This window comes from Collinsella aerofaciens (assembly GCF_040920445.1).
GTDB lineage: Bacteria > Actinomycetota > Coriobacteriia > Coriobacteriales > Coriobacteriaceae > Collinsella > Collinsella aerofaciens_BH.
Window position 1 is genome coordinate 3,844 of record NZ_JBCOTQ010000055.1, and the last position, 10,416, is coordinate 14,259.

A 10,416-nucleotide genomic window follows, 5' to 3' on the forward strand; every position below is an offset into this window, starting at 1 on the left:
CGTTGAACCCGGGCAGATCCTAGGTCGCGATCTGTTCCTGGTCAATCGTCAGGATGCGCGCATTTGGGGCTGGGCCGACGAGTTTATCTCGACGCCCAAGCTCGACGACCTGGCCTGCGCCTACACCTCGCTGCAGGCATTTTTGGGTGCCGAGAATGCGCATGACATCTCGGTCTTTTGCTGCTTTGATAACGAGGAGGTTGGCTCCGAGACCAAGCAGGGCGCCATGTCGACGTTCTTGGCCGACGCGCTGCGCCGCATCAACGGATCGCTGGGCTTTGACGACGAGTCGTACCATCGCGCACTTGCCGCCTCGATGCTTGTGAGCTGCGACAACGCGCATGCCGTGCACCCCAACCACGCCGAGAAGTGCGATGCTCGCAATCAGGTTGTGCTCAACGGCGGCATTGTCATTAAGGAAGCCGCCAACCAGCACTACTGCACCGATGCCTTTAGCCGCGCGGTGTTCCAGGCCATCTGTGATGACGCCGACGTACCCACACAGGCCTTCGCCAACAAGAGCGATATGGCCGGAGGCTCCACACTCGGCAACCTGTCCAATATGCAGGCGAGCATGCATGCCGTGGACGTGGGCCTGCCGCAGCTGGCCATGCACTCAAGCTACGAGACCGGCGGCGTGCGCGACGTGATGTACGCCATCCGCGCCCTCACGGCCTTCTACGAGCGCAACCTAACCATCAACGGAGCCGTAAGCGTGGAGCTCTAAAACCTGCCAAAAAGGGATGTTAATTTTGGCAGGTTTTATCTGGGCGAATGCAAAGGGTGAAACCGAGCTAGATCTGTGATACGTGGCCGCCGAGGTGCAGTGTGCCTCGGCGGCTTTTTGTGTACAGAGTACGGCTAATGCTTATAAATGCTATACATGCTTTACGTATCTACCATAGAGTTTTATGATAGTTTTGAAGTATTAAGGAGGGGTCATGACCACAACAGCCGCTCAGATCAACGTGCGTCTCGATGCCGATCTTAAAAGGAGTGGGGACGCCGCTCTCTCCAGGGCCGGTATGACGCCGAGCCAAGCGGTGCGAGCGCTCTGGCAGCTTGCAGCGTCGCTGGCCGATCGCCCCGGTGCGCTCGAGGATATCCTGCTGCCCAGTCGTGCCCGGGCGGAACAGCGCGAGCGCGAAAAGGCCGCCAAACGTAAGCTCGAGCTCATGGATCAGGGGTCGAAGCTGTTCGCTGCCGCTTGCCGTGAGTCAGGAATCGATATGGTCAGGGCTCAGCCATCGGACGACGAAGAGCTCAAACGGAATGCCTATGCGGATCGCTATGGCGAGGAGATGAGCTGGCTCTATGAGTGAGGCTCCAAGGCGTATCTTGGTTGACACCAACGTGTGGCTCGATTACTTCATTCCCTCACGACGTGGTCGTTCGGTGGCGATTGAGTTTTTACGCGATGCATGCACGGCGCAGGTGGATTTGCTGTATGCGGCGACATCGTCCAAAGATCTGTTCTATTTGATTTCAAGCGAACATAAGGCATGGTATCGGCGCGAGCATGGCTCACTATCCCAAGATGCCGCCGTGGCGGCGACATCACTTGCATGGGATTGCCTCGACGTGTTGTCGCAACTTGCCACGCCGGTACCCTGCGACCTGAGTGACATATGGATGGCGAGCAAGCAGCGTAATCTCCATAGCGATTACGAAGACGATTTAATCATTGCGGCAGCGATGCGCTCAAAGGCAGATCTCCTGGTCACCAACGATGTCAAACTCTGTTCACACGCGCCTGTCGCAGCAATGAGCGTAGAAGACGCAAAGAATTACTTAGCAACGCTCTAACAATTTGAAGACCCCACAGGTTGAGCAAAAGTCAGCGAGAGCCTGCCGTTTGAGCCAAGGTGCCGTGAAATGAAAAGGCGCTGACCTTCTGGTCGCGCCTTTGAAATTGAACGGCAGATTGGCCAAACGGCGGGCTCGCAGCGTCGACCGGTCCGCCGTTCGTTAGAACGGCGGAACCCATGGGGCTCGCAGCGTCGAGGGGTTCCGGCGTTTGGTAAAACGCCGGAACAATCAGTGCTCGATCCAACAACGTAAAGTTTCGCCGGCCTGCAGGTGACGCAGGTTCTCCGCGGCGATGTCGATGACGTTGTTGAGCGTGGCGGCCAGGTGGAACCAGCCGGAGACGTGCGGCGTGATGAGCATGTTGGGCGCATCCCACAGCGGGCTTGTCGCGGGCAGCGGCTCGGGGTCGGTGACGTCGACCGCGGCGCCGGCGAGATGTCCCGACTCCAGGGCGGCAACCAAATCGTCGGCAACTACAAGATCGCCGCGGCCGCCGTTGGCAAAGAAGGCGCCCGATTTCATCGCGGCGAAGAACTCGGCGTTCGCCAGGCCGCGGGTCTCGGGTGTGCTCGGCATAAAGGATGCGACGATGTCGGCCTCCGCCAAGCGCTCAGGTAGGGCGTCCATGCCGTCCATGTCCTCAAACACAATGGGGTAGACGAGCGGATGGCGCTTGATGCCGCGGACGTGCGCACCCATGCTGCGGCAGAGCGTGGCAAAGTGGCCGCCAATGTCGCCCGCGCCCAGCACCAGCACGTTGGCATTTTTGAGCGAGGTAACCGGCCCCAAATCCTCCCAGCGATGCTCGCGCTGCAAATCGTGATAGCCGGGCAGGCGCTTCATCATGGAAAGGACCATGGTAAACATGTGCTCGCTCACGGCCTGACCGTAGGCGCCGATCGAGCAAGACAGCTTAGCTTCAGCCGGCACGGTGCCGGCGGCCAAGTAATCGTCATAGCCGGCGGTCTGCAATTGCAACAGCTGGAGATGCTCGCATGCCGTGAGCATGCCAGGGTCGATGTTGCCCAGGATCACGTCGGCATCGGCGACCTGTTCACGTGTGGCGGCGTCGGCGCTCGTGTAGATAAAGTCCTCGCCTGGAGCGCTCGACTCGAGGATCGCACGATGGCGGTCGTTGACAGGCAACAAAACCAGGATGTTCACAAGCAGTCATCTCCGCTCAGCCTGCCAAAAAGGGACAGGTTTATTTTGGCAGGTTTTATCAGGCAAAACGTTCAAATAAAACGCCGGATGCAAGACGAGCGTGCCCGTCAGCATCCGGCGCATCTGCGGCTACCAGCTCAGCAGCTCGTAGCCGTCCTCGGTCACCACGAGCTGTACCTCGCACTGAGCCGAATCGCTGCCGTCCTTGGTGCGCACGCACCAACCGTCACCCTTGCTAATCTTGATGTCGGGCGCTCCGGCGTTGACCATGGGCTCGATGGTAAAGACCATGCCCGGAGCCATGATGGTGTCCACATCGGGTGCCTCGGTGGTAAAGCCCACAAACGGGTCCTCGTGGAACTCCTTGCCTATGCCGTGTCCGCCGTACTCGCGCACCACGCTAAAGCCGGCGTCCTCGACCGTCTTTTGCACGGCTTCGGCCATAACGGACAGCGGCAGCCACGGCTTGACGGCCGCCAGACCCGCCTCCACGCTGGCGCGGGTGACGTCGACCAGGCGCTGACGCTCGGCAGAGACCTCGCCAATGCAGAACATGCGGCTCGAATCACTAAAGTAGCCGTCAAGAATCGTGGAGCAGTCCACGTTGATGATGTCGCCCTCGTGCAGCACGTCCGTATCGCAGGGGATACCGTGACAGACCACATCGTTGATCGAGGTGCATACGCTCTTGGGGTAGCCCTCGTAGTTGAGGTCGGCCGGCGTGCCACCGTGCTCGACGGTGTAGTCATAGATCATCTGGTCGATCTGGTTGGTGGTCATGCCCGCGGCGATGTGCTCGCCTACGTAATCGAGCACGCCCACGTTGATGGCGGCCGAGCGCTTGATGCCCTCGATATCGGCGGGCGTCTTGTAGAGCGTGCGGGGCAGAACCTCCCAGCCCTCTTCCCACAAGCGCTCGAGGCGCTCATCAAAGGTGCTATGGCATTTCTTATATTTTTTGCCGCTGCCGCACCAGCAAGCGTCGTTGCGGCCGGGCACGGGTCCTTTGTCAAACATGGCTAACTTCCTTTCATCCGCAGCTAGTATAGCCCACCCACGCGTCTATAAAAGTTGCGGTGATATAGTTCCGATTTAAGCGGTTTAACAGCACAAATAGGAACTATATCACCGCAACTGATGGGGCGGGATGGCGGGCACTAGCTGCTGCGTGGTTTTGCTAGTAGCTCACCTGGCAGGGGATGCCGAGGGCTTGGACGCGCGCGGCAATGGCGTCGAGCACCTCGGGTGCCGCTTTAGCAAGGCCGGCGACCGGTGTCTCGCGCGCCACCGTGTAGATAGTTGCCTCCTGCGGGCGAATGCGCTCGAGCGCCGCGAGCCAAGGGCCAACGTACTCCTCGCCGGTGTTATCGAGAGACTTGCCTCGGTACTCGCCGCTCAAAAACATCGTCTGGATAATGACGTGGCCGTTAAAGCTCGCGAACGTCTCTATCTGGTGCTCTACATCGTAGGGGCCAACGGGCTGGTCGAGCAGCTGGATAAAAGCCGGGTCGACCGTATCGAGCTTGAGGATGTTGTCGTCGACCATCATGAGCGCATCGTGTACCTGGGGACGGTCGGCGCGCGTGCCGTTGGAAAGCACGGCAATCTTGGTGTTTGGGGCCAGCTGGTCGCGCAGCGCGATGGCACCGGCGATGGCCTGCGGAAACTCAGGTGCGGCGGTTGGTTCGCCGTTGCCGGCAAACGTGATTACATCGGGCAGCTCACCCTCGATTGCCATCTCGTGCAGCTTGGCCTCGAGTGCATCGAGCACCACGGCAGCCGTGTTATACGGCTCGTGGCAGGGACGCTCGGCGTTGAGACCGTTCTCGCAGTAGATGCAGTCGAACATGCAGATTTTGCCGCTCGCCGGCATCATGTTGACACCGAGCGAAAGGCCCAGGCGACGGCTGCGGACGGGCCCAAAGATGGGGCTGGCATTCAAAAACGTAGACATAGGCATATGCTCCTCAAGACAATTGTGCCTAAGCATAGCATCGGCTCCAAAGCAAGGTGTGGGCTCTTGCTTTACAAGTTTCGTTTTTTCACGTCGCTCATTATGCCGTGCCATGAAAAGCCTCGGGTCGGGTACAGTTAATCTGTTAACAAGTCGTAAGGCAATGCGGGTCCATCCAATCGTACTGACGTGCAACTGGATGGGCGTTGATGATGGGGGCACAACATGGATTTTACGGTCGAGAATGCGGGCACCACGATTGCCTGCCGCGAATATGCCGGCCCGGATGTATCGTCCGATACACCCGCCTTGGTGTGCGTGCACGGTGCGTGCGTCGACGGTGTCTTTTTTGACGGCATCGCCCGCGAGCTCGCCTGTGACTATCGCGTCATTACCTACGACCGCCGCGGTTGCGGCGAGAGCGGCGACGCTGCAGACGGACGCTACGACCTCGCCGTCCAGGCCGCCGACCTGCAGGCCGTTATCGAGCATATTGGCACTCCGGCAAACGTGCTCGCGCACAGTGCCGGTACGCTGGTGACTCTGGAGCTTCTCCGTGCAAACCCCGCCATAATCTCGCGTGCGATCCTGCATGAACCCGCCGTGACGGATGAGGGTGCCGGTCTGGGCGCGGCCCCGGTTTTGCTCGAGATGATCGCCGCGGGAAAGGTCTCCAGGGCATTACGGGCCTTCCTGGGCGCCATCGGCGATTCGGACCCTGAGGCCCCCAAGTTAACCGAGGCAGAAGCCAAGCATGCCCTGCGCAACGGCCGCAGTTTCATGGCAAACGAATACGGGATTACTATGACCTGCGTTCCCGATTGGGATAGCGTTCGTGCGTCGAAAACGGTGGCCGCCGTGCTCCTGGGCGAGCTCTCGATTGGCACGCCTCGCGAGGCGGGCACAAGGGTGGCGGCTGAACTTTTGGACTGTCCACTCGTAATGGTTCCCGGCGCGCACAACGGCCTGCGCGATCGCCCGGTAGCGGCTGCCCAGACTGTCCGTGGCATCCTGGGGCTCTAGCACCCGCAATAGCCAAAGCAGACTTCACCCGCAAACGTTTCGGCCTTGTTAACAAATGTGCTCAAAACCTCACATCTGCGGCTTCAATCGCGCCGTCTGCCAACTCATAAAAATGTAACAGCATTCACGTGCTTACCTGCATCGACAAGGTGTTACCCTTAAAAAATTAGGAACCCACCGCTACCATGCGAAACTATCGAAAGGGCCCCATATGCTCAATAATCACGAGGTCAATCTAACCGACGAGGAGGCTGCCGCCGAGGTCGCCCGTGTCGCGAAGACCTACCCCGTGGTACGTTTACTGTCGGCCGATCAGATTAAGAGCGAGCCTAACTGCCTGCTCGCCGGCGATCGCTGCCCTTGTTTGCGCCAGGCAAGTCTTGAGGCCTTGACAGATTCCGATGAGGTGTCGGAGCAGCTGCTCAACGATGGCGTTGAGTACCGCGCTCGCCTGCGCCCTCTGAAGGTCGAGGGCGAGCCTCATGTCCTGCTGATGGTGCGTCCGATCGATGGGCAAGAGGCCGCAAAAGAGGACCTTGTCTACACCGACGTGCTGACGAGCGTGCACAATCGCCGATATTACGAGGAAAAGCTCCGTAGCGCCCGCATGAATGCCGGCGTTGCGATGATCGACCTTGATGATTTTAGGGTCTTCAACGATACGTGTGGCCGTCATGCCGGCGACCTTGCGCTCGGTGCCGTGGCGACAGCCATGCGCAGCGGAATCCGTTCGACTGACGAGCTTGTGCGCTATGGCTGCGACAAGTTTGTGGTTGTCATGCCCAATATTCCCTCCGATGACTTCACCCGTCGCCTGCATCAGGTGTCCGATGCCGTTCGTTCCACGATTATTCCGGGCCATGAGTACGTGAGCTTGACGGCATGTGTTGGTGGCGTTCGTATTCATGGCGAGACGGTCGATGAGGGCGTTGGCCGCGCTGTCCAGTTACTGAGCCGCGCTAAGGCAAAAGCCGGTACGGTCGTGACCGATGCCGATTCCATCGAGGCCTTCCAAAGCGAAAAGCCTTTGGTACTTATTGTCGATGACTCCGAGATGAACCGAGTCATTCTCAGCGAGATGCTCAAGGACGAGTATTGCATCCTCGAGGCCGACAACGGTCGTACGGCGCTCGACATGGTCGACCGCTATGGTGATGAGTTGTCGCTCGTGCTGCTGGATATTGTCATGCCGGGCACAAGCGGCTTTGAGGTGCTGGCCGGTCTGTCGCGCCGATCGGTTAGTGACAATCTGCCTGTCATCATGATTTCGAGCGAAGATTCCGATGATATGGTTCTGCGCGCGTACGAGCTAGGCGCCTCGGACTATATCAACCGCCCGTTTGACTCCCGTGTCGTGCGCCGCCGTGTAAGCAACACCATCCGCCTATACGCCAAACAGCGCCGTCTGACGAGCCTGCTGTCCCAGCAGTACAACGAGCGTGTCAAGAACAGTCGCATGCTCATCGACATCATGGCTGGCGTCATGGAGCTTCGCAACGGCGAGAGCGGCAGGCACGTTACGAACATCGAAAAGCTGACCGAGCTGCTGCTTGGCTGTCTGGTCCAGCGTAGCGACACCATTTCCCTTGACAATGAGGAGCGCTCCACGATTGCCCTGGCTTCGGCGCTGCACGATATCGGCAAGATGTCGATTGACGATGCGATTCTCAACAAACCCGGGCGCCTTACGTCCGAGGAGTTCGAGATTATGAAGACGCATACCACGATCGGCGCCGACATGCTGCTTGAGCTGGGTAGCCATCACGCCGGCAATGCGTTTATGGAATATGCGTACCAGATTGCGCGTTGGCATCACGAGCGCTGGGACGGCAAGGGTTATCCCGATGGCCTTAAGGGAGACGAAATTCCCATTGCCGCACAGGTGGTTTCGGTGGCCGACGTGTACGATGCGCTGACGAGCGTGCGCGTGTACAAGGACGCTATCCCGCACGAGGAAGCGATCAAGATGATTCTGGACGGTAAGTGCGGCACCTTTAACCCGTTGCTGCTCGACTGTTTGCTCGAGGTGCAAGACCAAATTGCCGAGACGTTGGCACGCCCCGCCGATGTCGTCGCGTTTCCTACGATTTAGTTTGACCAAAGGAGTTTTTAATCCATGATTTCCATGCGTGAGGCGTATGAGAAGATCGGCGCTAATTATGATGACGCGTGTGCTCGGCTGATGGGCGGGGAAATGCTTGCCCGCTTTGCCCTCAAGTTTTTAGATGACGAGAGCATGGACAGGTTGGAGGCTGCCATGGCGGCAGGAGACGCCGAGGAAGCGTTTATGGCAGCGCACACGCTCAAGGGCGTGAGCCAGAACCTGGGATTCGATAATCTGTACGAGCCGGCGGTCGTGGTGACCGAAGCGCTGCGCGGCGCCGATGCCGTTGACGGCGCTCGCGAGGGAATGCATGCGTTGCAGCAGCAATATGCGGCTACGATGTCGGCCCTGCGCGAGGCGGCTGAGTAAGGGCTTGCGAGCCTTGGGCTGTGTGCCTGTCGCGTATAGGCAAAAGGGCGCCCCGTCGGACCATGTGGCCGGCGGGGCGCCCTTATCTGTTATGCGGTTCGCGAACTAGCGGGTCTGCTTTACCTTGGCCGCCGCCTCGACAAACGACTTCCACAGGTTAAAGTCGGTCTCGAGCGTCTGCCAGGTGTACTCGGGATGCCATTGCACACCCAGACAGAACGGCTGGCCTTCGACTTCGATGCACTCGGGAACGCCGTCGGTTGCCTTGGCGACCAAGCGCGTGCTCTTACCCAGACGATCGACGCAGCAGTGATGTGCGGAGTTGGTCTGGATCAGCCTGTGCCCGCCAACCGCGCGCTCCAGCAGCGAGCCCGGCACGACCTCGACAGGATGCACAGGGTCGTTGAGCACGTGGGTATGGCGCCACTGCGTGCGGCCCTCGCGCGCGCCCAGGCTCGGCACGTCCATGCACAGGGTGCCGCCGGTGGCGACGTTGAGCAGTTGCGTGCCGCGGCAGGTGGTAAAGAGCGGCTTTTTGGCACGGAGCACCTCGCTGACCAGCTTAAACTCAAAACTATCGCGGATCTCGCAGCAGAGGGTGGGGTCGTAGGGTCGATCATCGCCCCAACGTTTGGGATTGACATCGGGGCCGCCGGGAATGGCGATGCCGTCGGCGATATCGACGTAATGACGGATGACCTCAATGTCCTCGGTGATGGACATCTGCAGCGGCAGACCGCCGGCGGCAAGAATGGCGTCGACAAATACGCTCGCAATCTCCTCGTTGGGGGAGAGCGTCTCGCTCAAATAGGGCTTCGCTTCTTCCCAGCGTGGTGCTACCAGGATGAGCGGGCGGTCGGCGGGATCGACGTCGACGTGCGGAGTATAGGACGATGAGGTGCGGGTTCCGATCATGGGTGCGGCTTTCGAATCCGGGTGGACATGGCGCAGGGGTGGCGCGGGACAAACGTTACTGATGAATTTGCCCGCGTGGCAATTGGGCTAGTGGCCCTTAATGGAGTTGAGGAAGTCCTGGGCGCGCTTGGTCTGGGGGTGGTCGAAGAACTCGTCGGGTGTGCCGGTTTCCACGATCTGGCCGTCGGCCATAAACACGACGCGGTCGGCCACGCGGCGGGCGAAGTTCATCTCGTGCGTGATGACGATCATCGTCATGCCCTGCTGGGCCAGACGGACCATGACCTCGAGCACCTCGTTGATCATCTCGGGGTCCAGCGCGCTCGTGGGCTCGTCAAAAAGCATGGCCTTGGGTTGCATGGCAAGCGAACGTGCGATGGCTACACGCTGTTGCTGGCCGCCCGAGAGCTGTGCGGGCACCTTATCGGCCTGCTCGGCAACGCCCACGCGGCTCAGCAGGTCCATGGCGCGCTCACGAGCTTCCTCCTTGGAGACGCCCAGCACATCGACCGGTCCCAGCATGACGTTCTGCAGTACGGTCATATGTGCAAACAGGTTGAACTGCTGAAATACCATGCCCAGCTCGGCACGCATGCGGGCAAGATCCTTGCCTTCCTGTGGCAGGGGCTCGCCCTCGATGAGGATCTCGCCTGAGTCGATGGTTTCCAGGCGATTGATGGTTCGGCACATGGTCGACTTGCCCGAGCCCGAGGGTCCGATCACAACTACGACCTCGCCGCGGTCGACCGACAGATTGATGTCGTTGAGGACGTGCAGATCGCCGTAGTGCTTATCGACGTGCCTGAGCTCGATCAGCGGCTGATTGCCGGTGGAAGAGGTGCTCTGTGCCATGGTGCTCGGCTCCTTATGACTCGAAATGGTAAAGCGTTAGCGGATGATGGTCGCGCCGGTCTTGTGCGAAACATAGACAGCGGCCTTGTTAATCGCGACGTTGATGAGGATGTAGATGACCGCGATCACCAGGTAGACCGATACGAGGGCGTCGTAGTTGGTAATGAGCACGCGGGCATTTTGCATGAGGTCGGGGTAGCTCACCACGTAGGCAACGGTGGTGTCC

The 10,416-nt window shown here is 59.6% G+C and carries 10 protein-coding genes and 2 pseudogenes; 6 read left to right on the top strand and 6 right to left on the bottom strand.

The window, feature by feature from the left end; all coding sequences use genetic code 11:
* From AB5405_RS08320 to AB5405_RS08330, 3 genes and pseudogenes are all read left to right on the top strand, one after another.
* Nucleotides 1-727 (top strand): annotated as a pseudogene (locus AB5405_RS08320) (M18 family aminopeptidase); the annotation flags it as partial.
* Between the two features lie 214 nt (nucleotides 728-941).
* On the top strand, nucleotides 942-1,322 hold the full coding sequence (locus tag AB5405_RS08325) for a translation repressor RelB (RefSeq protein ID WP_118081124.1): 381 nt from the start codon (nucleotides 942-944) through the stop codon (nucleotides 1,320-1,322).
* A gap of 16 nt (nucleotides 1,323-1,338) precedes the next feature.
* On the top strand, nucleotides 1,339-1,806 hold the full coding sequence (locus AB5405_RS08330; RefSeq protein WP_368138161.1) for a type II toxin-antitoxin system VapC family toxin: 468 nt from the start codon (nucleotides 1,339-1,341) through the stop codon (nucleotides 1,804-1,806).
* Between the two features lie 231 nt (nucleotides 1,807-2,037).
* On the opposite strand, the gene AB5405_RS08335 is transcribed toward AB5405_RS08330, so the two are convergent.
* The 3 genes from AB5405_RS08335 to AB5405_RS08345 form a co-directional block, all read right to left on the bottom strand.
* Complete coding sequence (locus AB5405_RS08335) at nucleotides 2,038-2,973, bottom strand: D-2-hydroxyacid dehydrogenase (protein ID WP_368138162.1); 936 nt, start codon at nucleotides 2,971-2,973, stop codon at nucleotides 2,038-2,040.
* 129 nt (nucleotides 2,974-3,102) lie between these two features.
* Nucleotides 3,103-3,990: a type I methionyl aminopeptidase gene (gene map, locus AB5405_RS08340; protein ID WP_368138163.1), complete on the bottom strand. Its 888-nt coding sequence runs from the start codon at nucleotides 3,988-3,990 to the stop codon at nucleotides 3,103-3,105.
* Between the two features lie 160 nt (nucleotides 3,991-4,150).
* Nucleotides 4,151-4,927 carry a radical SAM protein gene (locus AB5405_RS08345; RefSeq protein ID WP_368138164.1) on the bottom strand — a complete coding sequence of 259 codons (777 nt, stop codon included), beginning with the start codon at nucleotides 4,925-4,927 and terminating at the stop codon, nucleotides 4,151-4,153.
* Between the two features lie 225 nt (nucleotides 4,928-5,152).
* Here AB5405_RS08345 and AB5405_RS08350 point away from each other — a divergent pair, with 225 nt between their 5' ends.
* The 3 genes from AB5405_RS08350 (at nucleotide 5,153) to AB5405_RS08360 (ending at nucleotide 8,423) form a co-directional block, all read left to right on the top strand.
* Nucleotides 5,153-5,950, top strand: coding sequence for an alpha/beta fold hydrolase (locus AB5405_RS08350; RefSeq protein WP_368138165.1), 798 nt, complete (start codon nucleotides 5,153-5,155; stop codon nucleotides 5,948-5,950).
* A 211-nt stretch (nucleotides 5,951-6,161) separates the two neighbouring features.
* On the top strand, nucleotides 6,162-8,042 hold the full coding sequence (locus AB5405_RS08355) for a diguanylate cyclase (RefSeq protein WP_368138166.1): 1,881 nt from the start codon (nucleotides 6,162-6,164) through the stop codon (nucleotides 8,040-8,042).
* A gap of 24 nt (nucleotides 8,043-8,066) precedes the next feature.
* Nucleotides 8,067-8,423: an Hpt domain-containing protein gene (locus tag AB5405_RS08360; protein WP_195543987.1), complete on the top strand. Its 357-nt coding sequence runs from the start codon at nucleotides 8,067-8,069 to the stop codon at nucleotides 8,421-8,423.
* A gap of 105 nt (nucleotides 8,424-8,528) precedes the next feature.
* Here the strand turns inward: AB5405_RS08360 and AB5405_RS08365 are convergent, their stop codons facing one another.
* From AB5405_RS08365 to AB5405_RS08375, 3 genes and pseudogenes are all read right to left on the bottom strand, one after another.
* On the bottom strand, nucleotides 8,529-9,338 hold the full coding sequence (locus tag AB5405_RS08365) for a gamma-glutamyl-gamma-aminobutyrate hydrolase family protein (protein ID WP_195445710.1): 810 nt from the start codon (nucleotides 9,336-9,338) through the stop codon (nucleotides 8,529-8,531).
* A gap of 87 nt (nucleotides 9,339-9,425) precedes the next feature.
* On the bottom strand, nucleotides 9,426-10,190 hold the full coding sequence (locus tag AB5405_RS08370) for an amino acid ABC transporter ATP-binding protein (protein WP_117746439.1): 765 nt from the start codon (nucleotides 10,188-10,190) through the stop codon (nucleotides 9,426-9,428).
* Between the two features lie 36 nt (nucleotides 10,191-10,226).
* A pseudogene (locus tag AB5405_RS08375) lies at nucleotides 10,227-10,416 on the bottom strand (amino acid ABC transporter permease); the annotation flags it as partial.

Excerpts from the sequence above, each read along its gene's own strand:
- AB5405_RS08325 (WP_118081124.1), top strand. The coding sequence starts at position 942 with ATGACCACAACAGCCGCTCAGATCAACGTGCGTCTCGATGCCGATCTT.
- map (WP_368138163.1), bottom strand. The coding sequence starts at position 3,990 with ATGTTTGACAAAGGACCCGTGCCCGGCCGCAACGACGCTTGCTGGTGC.
- AB5405_RS08350 (WP_368138165.1), top strand. The coding sequence starts at position 5,153 with ATGGATTTTACGGTCGAGAATGCGGGCACCACGATTGCCTGCCGCGAA.
- AB5405_RS08355 (WP_368138166.1), top strand. The coding sequence starts at position 6,162 with ATGCTCAATAATCACGAGGTCAATCTAACCGACGAGGAGGCTGCCGCC.
- AB5405_RS08370 (WP_117746439.1), bottom strand. The coding sequence starts at position 10,190 with ATGGCACAGAGCACCTCTTCCACCGGCAATCAGCCGCTGATCGAGCTC.
- AB5405_RS08345 (WP_368138164.1), bottom strand. The coding sequence starts at position 4,927 with ATGTCTACGTTTTTGAATGCCAGCCCCATCTTTGGGCCCGTCCGCAGC.
- AB5405_RS08360 (WP_195543987.1), top strand. The coding sequence starts at position 8,067 with ATGATTTCCATGCGTGAGGCGTATGAGAAGATCGGCGCTAATTATGAT.
- AB5405_RS08365 (WP_195445710.1), bottom strand. The coding sequence starts at position 9,338 with ATGATCGGAACCCGCACCTCATCGTCCTATACTCCGCACGTCGACGTC.